The organism is Curtobacterium sp. ZW137, assembly GCF_003762905.1.
Lineage (GTDB): Bacteria > Actinomycetota > Actinomycetes > Actinomycetales > Microbacteriaceae > Curtobacterium.
Window position 1 is genome coordinate 72207 of record NZ_RJKS01000006.1, and the last position, 14841, is coordinate 87047.

The 14841-nt window shown below is 71.0% G+C and carries 14 protein-coding genes and 1 tRNA gene; 4 read left to right on the top strand and 11 right to left on the bottom strand.

Translation table 11 applies throughout. From position 1 onward, the window contains the following. Nucleotide 1: 1 nt before the first annotated feature. On the bottom strand, nucleotides 2-1141 hold the full coding sequence (locus EDF55_RS17560; RefSeq protein WP_123656274.1) for an AI-2E family transporter: 1140 nt from the start codon (nucleotides 1139-1141) through the stop codon (nucleotides 2-4). An 84-nt stretch (nucleotides 1142-1225) separates the two neighbouring features. Between EDF55_RS17560 and EDF55_RS17565 the strand changes: the two genes are divergently transcribed. Next, nucleotides 1226-2632: a serine hydrolase gene (locus EDF55_RS17565; RefSeq protein WP_260236100.1), complete on the top strand. Its 1407-nt coding sequence runs from the start codon at nucleotides 1226-1228 to the stop codon at nucleotides 2630-2632. Between the two features lie 24 nt (nucleotides 2633-2656). On the opposite strand, the gene EDF55_RS17570 is transcribed toward EDF55_RS17565, so the two are convergent. Continuing rightward, nucleotides 2657-3379 carry an SDR family oxidoreductase gene (locus EDF55_RS17570; RefSeq protein ID WP_123656276.1) on the bottom strand — a complete coding sequence of 241 codons (723 nt, stop codon included), beginning with the start codon at nucleotides 3377-3379 and terminating at the stop codon, nucleotides 2657-2659. A 92-nt stretch (nucleotides 3380-3471) separates the two neighbouring features. On the opposite strand from EDF55_RS17570, the gene EDF55_RS17575 reads away from it, so the two are divergent. Further along, complete coding sequence (locus tag EDF55_RS17575; protein WP_123656277.1) at nucleotides 3472-4350, top strand: LysR family transcriptional regulator; 879 nt, start codon at nucleotides 3472-3474, stop codon at nucleotides 4348-4350. 95 nt (nucleotides 4351-4445) lie between these two features. On the opposite strand, the gene EDF55_RS17580 is transcribed toward EDF55_RS17575, so the two are convergent. The 4 genes from EDF55_RS17580 to EDF55_RS17595 form a co-directional block, all read right to left on the bottom strand. Then, on the bottom strand, nucleotides 4446-6395 hold the full coding sequence (locus EDF55_RS17580) for a potassium transporter Kup (RefSeq protein WP_123656278.1): 1950 nt from the start codon (nucleotides 6393-6395) through the stop codon (nucleotides 4446-4448). 106 nt (nucleotides 6396-6501) lie between these two features. Continuing rightward, complete coding sequence (gene ppk2 / locus EDF55_RS17585; RefSeq protein WP_123656279.1) at nucleotides 6502-7410, bottom strand: polyphosphate kinase 2; 909 nt, start codon at nucleotides 7408-7410, stop codon at nucleotides 6502-6504. Between the two features lie 89 nt (nucleotides 7411-7499). Next, a tRNA-Arg gene (locus EDF55_RS17590) sits at nucleotides 7500-7574 on the bottom strand. A 59-nt stretch (nucleotides 7575-7633) separates the two neighbouring features. Further along, nucleotides 7634-8734, bottom strand: a complete 1101-nt coding sequence (locus EDF55_RS17595) for an epoxide hydrolase family protein (RefSeq protein ID WP_123656280.1) — start codon at nucleotides 8732-8734, stop codon at nucleotides 7634-7636. Between the two features lie 44 nt (nucleotides 8735-8778). Between EDF55_RS17595 and EDF55_RS17600 the strand changes: the two genes are divergently transcribed. Next, entirely contained in the window at nucleotides 8779-9183 is a 405-nt protein-coding gene (locus EDF55_RS17600) for a heat-shock protein HtpX (protein ID WP_260233320.1), read from the top strand. Here EDF55_RS17600 and EDF55_RS17605 read toward each other — a convergent pair. The 5 genes from EDF55_RS17605 to EDF55_RS17625 all read right to left on the bottom strand — a co-directional run bounded on the left by EDF55_RS17605 (nucleotide 9173) and on the right by EDF55_RS17625 (nucleotide 13587). Then, complete coding sequence (locus EDF55_RS17605) at nucleotides 9173-9640, bottom strand: DUF1648 domain-containing protein (protein WP_123656281.1); 468 nt, start codon at nucleotides 9638-9640, stop codon at nucleotides 9173-9175. The genes EDF55_RS17600 and EDF55_RS17605 overlap by 11 nt on opposite strands. After that, nucleotides 9637-10527, bottom strand: coding sequence for a PrsW family glutamic-type intramembrane protease (locus EDF55_RS17610; protein WP_123656282.1), 891 nt, complete (start codon nucleotides 10525-10527; stop codon nucleotides 9637-9639). The genes EDF55_RS17605 and EDF55_RS17610 overlap by 4 nt, the downstream gene beginning before the upstream one ends. A 173-nt stretch (nucleotides 10528-10700) precedes the next feature. Next, on the bottom strand, nucleotides 10701-11195 hold the full coding sequence (locus tag EDF55_RS17615) for an HNH endonuclease (RefSeq protein ID WP_123656283.1): 495 nt from the start codon (nucleotides 11193-11195) through the stop codon (nucleotides 10701-10703). Between the two features lie 338 nt (nucleotides 11196-11533). Further along, nucleotides 11534-12607 (bottom strand): C40 family peptidase, encoded by a 1074-nt coding sequence (locus EDF55_RS19190; RefSeq protein WP_123656284.1) that lies wholly within the window; start codon nucleotides 12605-12607, stop codon nucleotides 11534-11536. A 284-nt stretch (nucleotides 12608-12891) separates the two neighbouring features. After that, the gene (locus EDF55_RS17625) at nucleotides 12892-13587 is read right to left on the bottom strand and encodes a metal-dependent transcriptional regulator (RefSeq protein WP_123656285.1); all 696 of its coding nucleotides are present in this window, start codon (nucleotides 13585-13587) and stop codon (nucleotides 12892-12894) included. A gap of 123 nt (nucleotides 13588-13710) precedes the next feature. On the opposite strand from EDF55_RS17625, the gene serC reads away from it, so the two are divergent. Then, on the top strand, nucleotides 13711-14829 hold the full coding sequence (gene serC / locus EDF55_RS17630) for a phosphoserine transaminase (protein ID WP_123656286.1): 1119 nt from the start codon (nucleotides 13711-13713) through the stop codon (nucleotides 14827-14829). Nucleotides 14830-14841: the final 12 nt, after the last annotated feature.

Genomic DNA, 14841 nt, shown 5'->3' on the forward strand with positions numbered 1-14841 from the left:
GTCAGCGTGCCTCGACCGATTCGGAGCGCTTCTGTCGCCACATCTTCGCGGGCTGGTCCGGGCCGTCCCAGACCTGCACGGCACCCCACGCGGCGGCGAGGAGCGGCACCGAGATGACGGCGCCGAAGATCCCGGCGAGGACGGTGCCGGCGGTCAGGCCGATCAGGATGACCAGGCCGTGCAGGCGCAGCGTCCGGCCCATCAGCACCGGCTGGAGGAAGTTGCCCTCGAGCTGGTTCACCAGGACCACGATGCCGATCACGACGAGCGCCTGCACCGGGCCGAGCGCGACCAGTGCGACGAGCGCGGCGAGGATGCCGGCGGCGGTCGCACCGACGATCGGGATGAACGCGGTGATGAACACGACGACCGCCAGGGGCAGCGCGAGCGGGACCCCGACGATCGCGATGCCGACGCCGATGCCGATCGCGTCGACCGCCGCCACGGTCGCCGTGCCACGGACGTAGCCGCCGAGGGTGGACACGATGCGGTCGCCGACGCGGCGGGCGCGGGCGTAGCGCTGGCCGGTGAACGGACGGAGCAGGAACTCCCAGATCTTCGGGCCGTCCTTGAGGAAGAAGAACAGCACGACGACCATCAGCACGAGCCCGGTGAGGAAGTTCGCGGTCGCGGACGCCCCGGCGAGCGCGCCGGAACCGAACTGGGCGCTCGTGATGAAGTCCGTGACGGTCTTCGTCGCGTCGTCGATCTGCGACTCCGAGATCGAGAACGGCAGCGAGGTCGCCCACTGCTGCAGCTGCTGGAACCCGTCGACGGCGGAGTCCTGCAGGTCGGACCACTGGCTCTCCACGGCGACGACGATCAGCCACGCGACGAGTCCGAGCACCACGAGCACGCCGAGGAGCACCGCGAGCGTCGCCAGGACCGAGGGGACGTGGTGCCGTCGGAGCCAGGACACGACCGGGTGCATCGCGGAGGCGATGATGAGCGCGAGGAGCACCGGGATCGTGACGACGCTCAGCGTGGAGGCGGCGTAGACGATGCCGATCACGATGACCAGCACGATGATGACCTGCAGGCACCGGGTGGCCAGGCCGCCGAACGAGTCGGACCAGGCCCGCCGTGCGCCGGTCGGCGGGAGGTCCTTCGGCGCGGACGTGGACGGGGAGAAGAACGGCATGCGGATCCTGTCGTGACGGTGGTGCGATCTGCTGTCGAGCGCTCCCCCGATGATGTCAGGCCGCCCGTGACTACGCTCAGGCTCGTGACGACGACGTTCCCGCGCAGTACCCCGTCCGCTCTCGACATCGACGCATCGGGGGTCGAAGCGCTCGTGCGGGCCCTCGAGTCCACGCCCGACGTGGAACCGCACAGCCTGCTGCTCCTCCGGCACGGTCAGGTCGCCGCCGAGGGCTGGTGGGCGCCGTACTCCGCGGACCGACCGCACCTGCTCTACTCGCTGAGCAAGAGCTTCACCGCCGCGGCCGTCGGCATCGCCGCGCGCGAGGGCCTGATCGACCTGGGCAGCACCGTCCTCAGCCACTTCCCCGAGCTCGACGCCGAGGTCACCGACGCACGGAGCCGCCGGATGACCCTGCGGAACGTCCTGGCGATGGCGAGCGGCCACCGGGAGGAGACCCTCGATCGGGCGCGGGAGACCGACCCGACGAACATCGTGCGCGGCTTCCTGCTGCTCCCGCCGGACGAGGACCCGGGCACCGTCTTCGCCTACAACCAGCCGTGCACGTACACGCTCGCCGAGATCGTGCGCCGGGCGAGCGGCACGACGCTGCTCGAGTACCTGCGCCCGCGCCTCTTCGACCCGCTCGGCATCGGCCAGGTCGCCTGGAAGCGGGACGCCACCGGTGAGCTCGGCTTCAGCGGGTTCTACGCCACCACCGAGGCGATCGCGAAGCTCGGGCAGCTGTACCTGCAGCGCGGGGTGTGGGAGGGCGCACGGATCCTCGACGAGGGCTGGGTCCACGAGGCGACCCGGCTCCAGGTCCCGAACGAGGACCCGGAGCACCCGGACTGGGCAGCCGGCTACGGCTACCAGTTCTGGATGGCACGGCACGGGTTCCGCGGCGACGGCGCCTACGGGCAGTTCTGCATCGTGCTGCCGGAGCACGACGTCGTGCTCGCGATGACCGGCCAGAGCATCGAGATGCAGGCAGTCCTCGACGCGGTGTGGGAGCACCTGCTGCCGGCGATCGACCGGCCGGGTCCGGCGGGTCCGGTGGACCTGTCCGGGCTGGCCTTGCCCCCGGTCGCCGGCTCGCAACTCGGTTCCGTCGGATCCGTCGGATCTGTCGGGTCCGTCGGCCTGGAGGCCGGGGTCGCCTTCACCCGTGGCTCCGGCCCCGGGGTACCCCTGCTCACCGCTGTGGAGCTCGAGCACGCCGGCGACGACGGCTGGGTGCTCACCGTGACCCAGGACGGCTCCGCCGTGCGCGCCCCGCTCGGCGAGGGCCGCTGGGCGGTGTCCGGCTCCACCGCGGCGAGCACAGCCGTGGATGCGGACGGCCAGGTCGTCGTGGCGCTCCGCTTCGTCGACACCCCGCACCTGCTCCGGCTGCGGCTCGACCCGGTCACCCGGACGTTCGCGGCGTCCTGGATGACCGAGCCGCTGCACGACCGGATCGGCACGTTGCACCGCCCGGCCTCCGGCTGAGCGCGCGGCGCGGCCGCGCCCGGTTCACCAGGGGACGACACCCGCATCGTCGAAGAACCCGCCGCGCGGACCGCCGTCCGGCAGCGTCGCCAGGCGCACCGCCGTGGCCGCACCCTGCTCGGGAGTCCGATCCCCGGCGAACCCGTTGAAGTCCGTCGCGACGAGCCCTGGGCAGGCCGCGTTCACGATCACCGGGGTGTCCGCGAACGCGCGGGCGTACTGCACGGTGAGACCGTTGAGGAAGGTCTTCGACGACGAGTAGTCGGCCATGACCGGGCCCGGCTGCCGTGCGAGCGACCCCATGCTGCTCGACGCGTTCACGATCCGCGGGTGCTCCGACCGCCGGAGCAACGGCAGCATCGCGTTCGTCACCCGGACCACGCCGTACACGTTCGTGTCCACGACACTGCGCAGCACGTCGAGGTCGATGGCGGTGGGGTCCTGCTCCCAGGTCTCCGGGTCGAAGGGTCCGGAGATGCCCGCGTTGTTCACGAGGACGTCGAGCGTGCCGAACCGCTCGTCGAGTTCGCGTGCCGCTGCCGCGACGCCCTCGTCGCTCGTCACATCGATCCGGACACTCGTCGCGTCGATGCCCTCGGCGACCAACCGGGCCGCGGCGTCCGAGCCGGCCGTCTCGTCACGCGCGCCGACGACGACACGCATGCCGAGCCTCCCGAGCGATGCTGCGATCGCGAAACCGATGCCCTTGTTCGCCCCGGTGACCAGGGCGGTCGTTGCTGTTGTCATGCCCCGATCCTCGGTCCGGGCCGACACCCGTGTCCAAGACCCGTTCGGTGTCCGTCGATACCCGGTGGGTATCGACGACGTAGGCTCCGCGTGTGGACGATCTCGAGACGCGCGAACTCCGGTACTTCGTGACCGTGGCCGAGGAGTTGCACTTCGGCCGTGCGGCCGTGCGCCTCGGCATGTCGCAGCCGCCGCTGTCCCGCGCGATCCGACAGCTCGAGCAGCGCATCGGCACGGCACTGTTCGTGCGGGAGCCGCGCGGGGTCACCCTGACCGCGGCCGGGACGGTCTTGCTCGGCGATGCCCGCCCGGCGCTCGCTGCCGTGGCCGCGGCCGGCCGACGAGCGCAGCGCGCCGGACGGCCGACGCGTCAGCTCGTCCTCGCCGTGAAAGCCGGTGCCGATCACGAGATCCTGCAGGCGTTCCTCGACGTGCAGGACGCGGACCCGGACGCGCTGCCGGTCGAGGTGGTGTTCGGCGAGGTCCACGAGCAGGCGGCGTTCCTGCGCGACGGGACCGCGGACGTCGCGCTCATGCACCGGACGTACGACGACCTCACCGGCTTCGACGCCGAGGACCTGCGCACCGAGCAGCAGGTCGCGATCCTGCCGCGGTCGCACCCGCTGGCGTCCCGGCCGGCGCTCGCCGCCGCCGACCTGCGCGACCTGCCCGACCTGCCGGCGGCACGGTGGCCGCTGGCCGACGGTACCTACCCCGACGGACCAGGGCCCGAGGTCCGTTCCCAGTCGCAGCTCGCGCAGCTGGTCGCGCTCGGGCGCACCGTCATCGTCATCCCGCGGTCGAGCCGCACCCTGCAGTGGCCGGAGCACGTCGCCGTCCCCGTGCTCGACGCCCCGCTCGCCACGACGGTGATCGCGTGGCCGGCCGCGTCGACCTCGCCGGACGTCGCACGCGCGGTGCGGAACGCGATCAGGGCGGCGGACGCGTTCGCGGCGTTCCGCTCGGCCTGAGCGGACTCTCCGGGGCGGCGCCGTGCTTCCGGGGTCGAGTGCGCAGCAGTGGGGCTCTGCGCTCGGCAGGAGCGCATCGTCCGCGCACTCGGTCGTCAGATCTCGACGTCGCTGCCCATCGTGACCGTGCGCTGCGGCGGCAGGCCGAAGCGTGCTGCCGGGTCGGCGGCGTTGTGGGCCAGCGCCACGAACAGCTTCTTCCGCCACGCCACCATGCCGTGGCTCCCCCGCATCGGCCGGAGTGCGCCACGGGAGATGAAGTACGACGCGTTCGCCATCTCCTCCGGGTCGAGGTCCAGCACCTCCGACAGGCATGCCGCGTGCAGCGCGTGCGGCAGGTCCTGGTCGTCGGAGAACCCGAACTTCACCGTGACGTGGTCGATGCCGTCGTCCGCGTAGCCGAGGTCGTCGCGCATGAACGCCTTCGCATGTGGCACGTGCGGGACGTTCGCCGTGATGACCGACACGATGATCACCCGGCGGTGCACCACGTGGTTGTGCTCGGTGTTCGCCCGGAGCGCCAGCGGCGTCGTCTCCTTGTTCGGGTGCGGGAACACCGCGACGCCCTCGACCCGGGGGATGTGCGCCGTGTTGACCCGCTCGATGAAGTCGTCGAGGGAGCCCTCCCGCTCCTTCCGCTCCTCCTGCACGAGCTGGCGACCGCGGCGCCACGTCGTCATGACCGTGATCACCGCGAGCGCGATGAGGAGCGGCACCCACCCGCCGTGGAGCACCTTCGACAGGTTGCCGGCGAGGAACGTCAGCTCGAGGCCGCCGAACACGACCGCCGCGACGACGAGCTTCCACGTCGCCCAGTGCCAGAGCGGCTTCACGACGAGGAGCAGCAGGATCGTGTCCGTCACGAGCGCGCCCGTGACCGACACCCCGTACGCGGTCGCCAGGCTCGCCGACGACCGGAACGCCAGCATGATCGCCATCACGCCGATGAACAGCAGCAGGTTCACGGCCGGCAGGTAGATCTGGCCGCCCTCCTCCTTCGAGGTCTGGCGGATCGTCAGCGGCGGCAGGAGCCCGAGCTGCACGGCCTGCCGGGTCAGCGAGAAGGCGCCGGAGATCACGGCCTGGCTCGCGATCACCGTCGCGGCCGTCGCGAGCACCACGACGGGCAGCTGCGCCCAGTTCGGGAACAGCAGGAAGAACGGGTCCTTCGTCGCCTCGGGGCGCTCGAGGACGAGCGCCGCCTGACCGAGGTAGTTGAGGACGAGCGCCGGGAACACCACGAAGAACCACGCACGGCGGATCGGCACGCGGCCGAAGTGCCCCATGTCGGCGTAGAGCGCCTCGGCACCGGTGATGACGAGCACCACGGCACCCATCGCCACGAAGGAGATGTACGGGTGGGCGAAGACGAACACGATCGCCCACGTCGGGGAGAGGCCCTGCAGGACGTCGGGGTGCGTGACGATGAACGGGACGCCGGCCACCGCGATCACCACGAACCAGAGCAGCATCACGGGGCCGAACAGCGTGCCGACCTTGCCGGTGCCGAACCGCTGCACGAAGAACAGGATCACCAGGATCACGGCGGCGATCGGGACGATCAGGTGCCCCACCGCCGGAGCCGCGGTGCCGAGGCCCTCGACCGCGGAGAGCACGGACACCGCCGGTGTGATCACCGAGTCGCCGTAGAACAGGGAGACGCCGACGATCCCGACGATGAGGAAGATCGTCGCGCCCCCTCGGCGCTTCGCGTACAGCCGACGGGCCAGAGCAGCGAGCGCCATCACGCCGCCCTCGCCGTTGTTGTCGGCGCGCATCAGGACGAGCACGTACTTGATCGAGACGATGACCGTGATGCTCCAGAACATCAGCGAGATGACGCCGTAGACGTCCTCCGGGATCGGCTTCACGATGCCGTTGTCGATCGTGAACACGGTCCGCAGGGAGTACAGCGGGCTCGTGCCGATGTCGCCGAAGACGACGCCGAGTGCAGCGAGTGCGAGCGCGGTGGTGCCCTTCGGCCCGTCGTGCTCGGGGGTCGCGGTGTCCTCGCTGACGGGTGCCGCGGCGGAGGTTTCGGTCACGCTCGATCACTCCAGATCTGACCGCCAGGGAAGCGGCCCGCGCTCATCCTGCCACCGTCTGCCCGTGCGCCTCGCAGCACGCGGTCACTCTCGGAGCCCGGCCCGGTCACTCTTCGAGCTGGAGCGACTTCCCGCGCATCACGAGGAGCGGGTCCGGCGGCAGCGCGACCTCCGGGTCCTTGCCCTCGTAGTCGAACTGCGCGAGGAAGTAGCGCATCGCGTTGACGCGCGCACGCTTCTTGTCGTTCGACCGGACGATGGTCCACGGCGCGTACCGCTTGTCGGTCCGGCGGAACATCTCCTCCTTCGCCGCGGTGTAGTCGTCCCACACCCGCAAGGACGCCACGTCCATCGGCGAGAGCTTCCACCGGCGGACCGGGTCGAGCTGCCGGATCGCGAACCGGGTCCGCTGTTCCTTCCGGGTCACCGAGAACCAGAACTTCGTCACGTGGATGCCGGCGTCCACGAGCATCCGCTCGAACGACGGCGCCTGGGTCATGAACGTCTCGTACTGCTCGTCCGAGCAGAAGCCCATCACCCGCTCGACCCCGGCCCGGTTGTACCAGGAGCGGTCGAACATCACGATCTCACCGGCACTCGGCAGGTGCTCGACGTAGCGCTGGAAGTACCACTGCCCCTGCTCGCGCTCGCTCGGCTTCGACAGGGCGACCACCCGGGACGTCCGCGGGTTGAGGTGCTCGGTGAACCGCTTGATCGTGCCGCCCTTGCCCGCGGCGTCGCGGCCCTCGAACAGGATGATCGCCTTGCGGCCCTCGTCCTCGAGCCAGTACTGGAACTTCAGCAGCTCGACCTGCAGGCGGTACTTCTCGAACTCGTACTCGTCGCGGTCCATCCGCTCGTCGTACGGGTAGTCCTCGCGCCACGTGTGGATCGGGTTGCCCTGGGGGTCGATCAGCTCCGGGTCGGGCGTGTGCGCGTCGCTGACCGTGAACCCGCGCTGGCGGAGGTCCTCGATGTACTCGCGGAGGTCCGCGGTCGGGGTGGCGTCCAGCATCGTCGTGCTCCCTGTCCGGCCGCTGTCGTCCGTGCGGCGCTGCCCCGTGTCTACCGGGTCGTGGTGAACGGGAGCGGAACGCGACCGGCTGGTGCCCCTGGAGGGACTCGAACCCCCAACCCTTTCCTTAGGACGGAACTGCTCTTCCATTGAGCTACAGAGGCCGGCCCGACCACTCTAGCGGGAGCCGGCCGAGGGCCCGCCCGCCACCGGCTCCGGCCCGTCAGGCCCGGTACGGCTCGAGGAACCGGACGAGCTCCGCCGCGTACGACCCCGGCTGCTCGAACGGCGCGAAGTGCCCGCCCCGCGGCAGTTCCGCGAGGTACACCAGGTTGGTCGTCCGCTCGAGCCACTCCCGCGGCGCCGTGACGAGGTCCCCCGGGTAGAGCGAGAACCCCGACGGTGTCTCCACCCGTCGTGCGGACTGCTCCGGCGGGATCGCCGCGTTCGCGTGGTACATCCGCATCGCGGAGCCGATCGTGCCCGTGGCCCAGTACTCGGTGACGAGCGCCAGGACCTCGTCCCGCGCGTACACGGACCAGAGGTCCCCGTCGCAGTCGCTCCACGAGCGGAGCTTCTCGACGATCCACGCTGCGAGTCCCGAGGGCGAGTCGTTCAGCCCGACCGCGGCGGTCTGCGGCTTCGTCCGGTGCATCATCGCGTAGGCGCCCTCGGCGTTCCGCCACGCGGTCGTCGCGGCCACGAACGCCTGCTCCGGGGCCGAGAGCGTGTCCACGTCGATCCCCGGCCACGGCAGTCCGCCGTCGATCCGGTGCACGGCGACGACCCGGTCGGGGTGGTCGAGCGCGAGGAACCGGGCGACGTGCGTGCCGATGTCACCGCCGGCGACGGCGAACCGCTCGTACCCGAGCTCGGTCATGAGCGGCGCCCAGAGCCCGGCGACCTGACGGGCGTCCAGGGGCGAGGGCGGGGCTTCGGAGAAGCCGTACCCGGGCATGTCCGGCACGACGACGTCGAACCCGGCGGCGGTCAGGAGCGGCAGCACCTTCCGGTAGCGCCAGTTGGAGTCCGGCCAGCCGTGCGCGAGCAGCAACGGGGATCCGTGTCCGCCGTCAGCCGGCGCGACGAGGACGTTGATCCCGAGACCGTCGACCTGGACGGTGCGGCTCGGCAGCGCGGCCAACGCGTTCCGGTGGGCGTCGAAGTCGAACCCGTCCGCCCAGTACGCGACGAGGTCGCGGAGCTCGTCCACGTCGACGCCGAGCGACCACCCGGTGCCGGCGGGCGCGTCCGGCCAGCGGGTGGCGCGGAGCCGCGCACGGAGGTCTTCGATGGTGTCGTCGTCGATCCACATCCCGGTCATGCCCCGACGATACGCACCGCCACCGACACGCGATGATGGACACCGTGACCTCCTCGAAGCCCGCCGTCCTGTTCGTCTGCGTCCACAACGCCGGCCGCTCGCAGATGGCCGCCGGCTACCTACGGCACCTCGCGGGTGACCGCATCGACGTGTTCTCCGCCGGCTCCGAGCCCGCGGACCGGGTCAACGCCGTCGCGGTCGCAGCGATGGCCGAGGAGGGCATCGACCTCCTCGGTGCGCAGCCGGCGATCCTCACCACCGACGCCGTCCGGCGGGCCGACGTGGTGGTCACGATGGGGTGCGGCGACGCGTGCCCGGTCTTCCCGGGCAAGCGCTACGAGGACTGGGAGCTCACCGACCCCGCGGGACTGCCCCTGGAGGCGGTGCGCCCGATCCGCGACGACATCCGCCGCCGCGTCGAGGACCTCGTCGCCGAGCTCACGGCGTAGCGGACTGCGGGGCGAGCGACGCTGGTTCGCGGCGGAGCAGGCACACCGCCGCCACGAGCCCGCCCCACATGAGGGCACCGAACACCGGCAGTAGGGCTCCGGCGCCCCCCTCCGCGCTCAGGACCATCGTGAACCACGCCATGGCGATCGCACCGGTCACCGCGGAGACGACGCCGATCGCGAGCGCTGCCCTGCCCCGTGTGGTGTCGGTCGCGAGCGTCACCGCCAGCACCGCACAGATCAGCGCCCCCACGACACCGGGCACGAGCAGCGCCCAGAACACGGCGCCCGACGAGCCCCAGCCGTCCGCGACGCCGGCGCCACCCCAGTGCGTCGGCACCCGCGCCGGCACGTCGGCCCACCGGAGCCGGGCCACCACGAGGACGACGGGCGGCACCCACGACATCACCGCGGCCACGACGAGCGCGGGGCTCGGCCCCCGCCGACCGGCGATCACGGCACCGCCGACCGAGCTGACACGGCGAGCTCATCGGCGTCGTCCCGCTGCAGGCGCCGCACCTGCGGCCGGAACCAGAACAGGAAGACCGCGACGACGTACACGGCCTCGAGGACGATGCTCACCGGGACGCTCCAGTCGCGGACGGGGCCGTCGATCACGGCGTCGTTGAGGCCGTGGATCGCGGCAGCACCGAGGTACGCGACCACGCCGATGCCGATCGCCGCACCCTTCGGCCGCGCCCTCGCGGCCAGCCAGATGACGACCGCGGCGCCGACGGTGATCAGGGGGTGCGAGACCTCGGCGATGATCCGGACGACGACGTCCATCATCATGATGAACGGCGCGTCGGCCGGCGCCCTCCCGCCGTCGAGGATCGGGTCCAGCGACGTGATGATGTAGCTGATCCCCTCGAGGAAGCCGAACCAGGCGGCCGTGACGAAGACGAGCCAGATGGCGAGCCGGGGCGACCGGTAGGCACGGGAGGACAGGAGCAGGACGACCGGGAGCAGGAGCTTCAGGAACTCCTCGACGAGTCCGGGCCAGATCGCACCGCCCGGGAGCAGCCTGGCGACACCGTTGAGGGTCCCCGCCAGCAGCATCGCGACGGTCCCCCAGGCGAGACCGATCCACAGCGCCTGGACCCGGTGGGGTGTCCGGACGAGGGGGACCTTCCGCCGCAGGTACCACCCGAGGGCGACCAGCGGGACACCGATGCCGATGATCGCTGCGGCGACGACCACCACGAGCGGGTAGGTCGGACGATCGTCGCCGGTGGTGCGATCGACGGCGAGCATCAGCGTGCCGCCCCAGTACCCCAGGAGCGCACCGGCGAGCGCGCCCCCGAGGCCGACGACGAGTGGTGCGGTCCCCTGAGATCGCGACATGCCGCCGAAACTACCAGGCCACCGTCATCGACGGCGGCGGTCACCGGCGGTGACCAGGACCGGACGGGAGGCCCGGGCCGGCCTGGCACCGGGCCTCCCGTCCGGAACGACGAACGGACACAGCACCACGCGACTCCGCGGTGCCGTGTCCGTTCCCCGGTGTGGTGACGCCGCTACGCGGCGACCAGGAACTCGTCCCAGTCCGGCTCCGTCCGCTCCATCCCGCGCACCACCCAGCTCGAGCCGTGCGGGGCCTTCGGACGGAACCGCAGGTTCCAGCCCATCTCCCGCGGGGTGCGGTCCCCCTTGGTGTTGTTGCAGGCGAGGCAGCACGCGACGAGGTTCTCCCACGAGTCCTCACCCCCGCGCGACTTCGGCTGGACGTGGTCGATCGTGGTCGCATGCCGATCGCAGTACGCGCACCGGTTGGCGTCCCGGCGGAGGACCCCGCGTCGGGACACCGGCACGAGCCTGGAGTGCGGGATGCGCACGTACCTGGTGAGGATGATGACGGACGGACGGTCGAAGCTCGACGTCGACCCGGTGACCGGGTGTTCGATGTCGGCGGCGACGATGGCGGCCTTCTGGTTCATGACCAGCACGAGGGCCCGACGGAACGAGATGACCGCGAGGGGCTCGTAACCGGCGTTGAGGACGAGAGTGCGCATGGGTTCCCTTCCGACGAGCCTGGACGGCTTCCAGGCGGTGCGGGGCACCGGACCGGACGACGACGAACGAGTGACCGCGAACCGGTCCCGGAACGAAGAAGAGCACCACCCCTGGGGGCAGTGCTCTCCGTCACGCTGGGGCGTGCAGGTGCACGCAGGTCGTGGTCGACCATATGTCGAAGTGCGCGCGCCGACCCATGGTGCGGGTCGTGCGTGACGATGACATGGGGTCTCCTGTTCGGGCCGTGTCGGGCCGATGCGCTCAGGCTAAACCAGAAACCGGCCCAGCACGAGGTGTGCTGGGCCGGTTCTCGGACTGTTCAGATGCCGGTCGGGCGTCAGCCCATCCGGACGATGTGGTAGTCGCTCGTCCAGATCGGGCGGATCGACACGGAGCCGCCGGGCTTCGGCGCGTCCATGATCATGCCGTTGCCCATGTAGAAGCCGTCGTGCGCTTCGTTGTTGAAGATGACGACGTCGCCGGGCTGGGCCTGGGACTCCGGGATCGTGGTGCCGGCCTGGTCCTGCAGCGGCACCGAGTGCGCGAGGTTGATGCCGTACTGCGCGTAGACGAACATCACGTAGCCCGAGCAGTCGAAGCCGGCGGGGGTGGCGCCGCCGAAGACGTACGGGGTGCCGATGTACTGCTTCGCGGTGGCGACCACGGCGGGCAGCGAGAACGGCGTCCCGGGGGCGACGGTGGTGGCCGTGCTGGCGGCGGTCGACGTCGTCGAGGAGGACGCGAGGTAGTCGGTGGCCGTCGGGCCGGAGTACGACGCGTACTGCTTGGCGGTCGCGGCGCGGGCTGCCTGGACCTCGGCGGCGTGCTTCTCGGACGCGAGCGTCGCGGTCGACGTCGCGGAGTAGCCGTCGCGGCTGGTGTCGGCGAGGGCGGCCGCGTCGGAGACGGACAGCTGCTGGCTCTGGGTGGTGCGGATCGCCTGCTGGGCGGTCGCGGTGTCGGAGGCACCGGTCGACTGCGTGCTGGCGAAGGCTGCGGGGACGGCCATCGTGCCGAACATGCCGGCGGCGACCGTCAGGACGATCGGGGCCATGAACTTGCGCTTGCGCGAGCTCGACGTGGGCTTGTCCGACGCGGTGCGGGCGGTGGTGGCAGCGGGGCGCGCGGCGTGGGTGCCGGTTGCACGCATCGCACCGGCGACGTTCGCACGGCGGGGCGACTCCGCGCGGGCAGCGGTCGTGCTGCGGCGGGCCGGCGTCGTCGCGCTGCGGCGGCTCGACTTGGCTTCAGCGTCGCGGGCAGCCCGCCGGGTGAGCGGGGCGTCGGTGTGGCCGGTGTTCGGAAGGCCTGAGTTCGTCGGGTTCGCGGGCGTCGTGTCCGCGGCGGAACCGGTCTGCGTCAAGGGTGGGGTCTCCGGCGTCTCGTCATCACCCGCCCGGCAGATCGTCATGTGCTGATCGCCGTGCGTGCGCAACCCCATCCGTTCGTCATCGTTTCCGATCGAGGCAGGAGACGGGTTCGAGACGTCCTGCCACGGGTTCCCGGGTCGTTGTCAGCCCGGGGACTCGTCGAGTGTACGGGCGCGTCGTTACCTTGTCGAGACGAAAACGCCGCTTTGTAACAGAACGGTAAAGAATCCCTGGTCAGAGCCGGAGTTTGATTTTGCGACAGGCACCACGTCAAGCGGTCGACGTCGTCCCCCGGAGCTGTACCCCGACGGGGTCGGTGACGCTGTTACGCGGCGTCGATGTAGACGTGCTGGGCGACCTCGGTCGGGAGCTCGATGCCGGCGTCTTCGCCGTCGACGCGCACCGCCACGTAGGCGCCTGCGCGCTGCACGCTCGCGAGCCGGCCGGGCATCACGCCCGCCGATCGCAGCTGGTGCAGGAGCTCCGGCTCGAACTGGACGGGCTCGCCCAGGCGGCGGATGACACCGGTCGCGACGGCGTCGGTTCCCTCGGTCGCGGAGACGATGTTGCGGACGCCGTCGAGGAAGCCGCCAGCGTCGGGGCCACCGATCTCGGCGAGGCCGGGGATCGGGTTGCCGTACGGGGACTCCGTCGGGTTGCCGAGCATCTCGAGCAGGCGCACTTCCACCTGCTCGCTCATCACGTGCTCCCAGCGGCACGCTTCGTCGTGGACGAACGCCCAGTCGAGGCCGATGACGTCGGAGAGCAGTCGTTCGGCGAGGCGGTGCTTGCGCATCACGTGGGTCGCGCGGGAGCGGCCTTCGCCGGTGAGTTCGAGGTGGCGGTCCCCGGAGACGACGACGAGTCCGTCGCGTTCCATCCGGGCGATCGTCTGCGAGACGGTCGGACCCGAGTGCCCGAGGCGCTCGGAGATGCGCGCGCGCAGCGGGACGATCCCCTCTTCCTCGAGGTCGAGGATCGTCCGCAGGTACATCTCCGTGGTGTCGACGAGATCGGTCACGGTCCGCCTCTCCTGTCTGGGCCCAGCGCGACCCACCCTACTTGTTCGGGCCGACACGGAACGACCAACTCTTGCACGGCGCAAGGAATCGAGTGGGATACCAGCGATCGGTAGGATCGATCCATGGCAGACATCGTCATCCCGGCCGAATTCCTCCCCACCGACGGACGCTTCGGCTGCGGTCCGTCCAAGATCCGTGGCGCCCAGCTCGAGTCCCTGGTCACCCGCGGTGCGACGATCCTCGGGACCTCCCACCGGCAGAAGCCCGTGAAGGACCTCGTCGGCTCCGTGCGCTCCGGCCTCGCCGACCTCTTCCAGGTGCCGGACGGCTACGAGGTCGTCCTCGGCAACGGCGGCTCGACCGCGTTCTGGGACGCCGCAGCGTTCGGGCTCATCGAGCAGCGCGCCGAGAACCTCTCCTTCGGTGAGTTCGGGTCGAAGTTCGCGAAGGCCGCCGCCGCGCCGTGGCTCCAGGCCCCGCACGTGGTCGAGGCACCGGGCGGCTCGCGCTCCGAGCTCGAGATCGTCGACGGTGTCGACGTCTACGCCTACCCGCACAACGAGACCTCGACCGGCGTCATGGCGCCGGTCGTCCGCGCCGAGGGCGACCCCGGTGCGCTGACCGTCGTCGACGCCACGAGCGCTGCCGGCGGCGCCCTGTTCGACGTCAGCGCGACGGACGTCTACTACTTCGCCCCGCAGAAGAACTTCGCCTCGGACGGCGGGCTGTGGCTCGCGCTGTTCTCCCCCGCCGCGATCGAGCGCGTCGAGCGCATCGCCGCGTCCGGCCGGTACATCCCGGAGTTCCTGTCGCTGAAGAACGCGGTGGACAACTCGCGCCTGAACCAGACGCTGAACACCCCGGCGATCTCGACGCTGCTGCTCCTCGACGACCAGATCTCGTGGATCAACAACTCGGGCGGCCTGGCGTGGGCGGACACCCGCACGAAGACCTCGTCCTCGACGCTGTACGACTGGGCCGAGTCGGTCGACTGGGCCACGCCGTTCGTCACGGACCCGGAGCACCGCTCGCAGGTCGTCGCGACGATCGACCTCGACGACTCCATCGACGCGAAGGCGGTCGCCGCGACCCTCCGCGAGAACGGCATCGTCGACACCGAGCCGTACCGGAAGCTCGGCCGCAACCAGCTGCGCGTCGCGACGTTCACCGCGATCGACCCCGACGACGTGCAGAAGCTCGTCGGCGCGATCACCTACGTCGTGGGCGCACTCAAGGGCTGAGACGCCGCACAC

Coding starts and splice junctions, on each gene's coding strand:
- EDF55_RS17560 (WP_123656274.1), bottom strand. CDS start 1,141: ATGCCGTTCTTCTCCCCGTCCACGTCCGCGCCGAAGGACCTCCCGCCG.
- EDF55_RS17570 (WP_123656276.1), bottom strand. CDS start 3,379: ATGACAACAGCAACGACCGCCCTGGTCACCGGGGCGAACAAGGGCATC.
- ppk2 (WP_123656279.1), bottom strand. CDS start 7,410: ATGCTGGACGCCACCCCGACCGCGGACCTCCGCGAGTACATCGAGGAC.
- EDF55_RS17595 (WP_123656280.1), bottom strand. CDS start 8,734: ATGACCGGGATGTGGATCGACGACGACACCATCGAAGACCTCCGTGCG.
- EDF55_RS17610 (WP_123656282.1), bottom strand. CDS start 10,527: ATGTCGCGATCTCAGGGGACCGCACCACTCGTCGTCGGCCTCGGGGGC.
- EDF55_RS17615 (WP_123656283.1), bottom strand. CDS start 11,195: ATGCGCACTCTCGTCCTCAACGCCGGTTACGAGCCCCTCGCGGTCATC.
- EDF55_RS19190 (WP_123656284.1), bottom strand. CDS start 12,607: ATGACGATCTGCCGGGCGGGTGATGACGAGACGCCGGAGACCCCACCC.
- serC (WP_123656286.1), top strand. CDS start 13,711: ATGGCAGACATCGTCATCCCGGCCGAATTCCTCCCCACCGACGGACGC.